Raw genomic sequence first — 264 nt, forward strand, 5'->3', positions numbered from 1 at the left:
CCCCGTTGTTCTAATTCTGCTTGCAACAGTTGCGAAACTTTGAGATTAACCGCCTTTTCGGGGTAACCTGTGGGTCCTTTTGCCCCTAATTCTTCACCCCCATGACCGGGATCAACTAAAATTCTCATGCCAGCTAAGGGTTGAACGGATTGCGCTGTTGGGGGATGTTTCAGAGATAAAATCAAGTTACTGCCCTCATAGCGTAAATTATAGCCCCACTGTTGATCGGATTTGAGATGAAAGGTATATTGCACCGTTTCGGGG

Annotated in this window: 1 protein-coding gene; it reads right to left on the reverse strand. The window is 46.6% G+C overall.

Features of this window, described 5'->3' with window-relative positions; all coding sequences use genetic code 11:
- Positions 1–264, reverse strand: a 264-nt coding sequence (locus R0J92_RS23780; RefSeq protein ID WP_411053487.1) for an N-acetylmuramoyl-L-alanine amidase family protein, incomplete at both ends; no start/stop codon positions are given.

It is taken from the genome of Tritonibacter sp. SIMBA_163, from assembly GCF_046535935.1.
Taxonomy (GTDB): Bacteria; Pseudomonadota; Alphaproteobacteria; order Rhodobacterales; family Rhodobacteraceae; genus Epibacterium; species Epibacterium scottomollicae.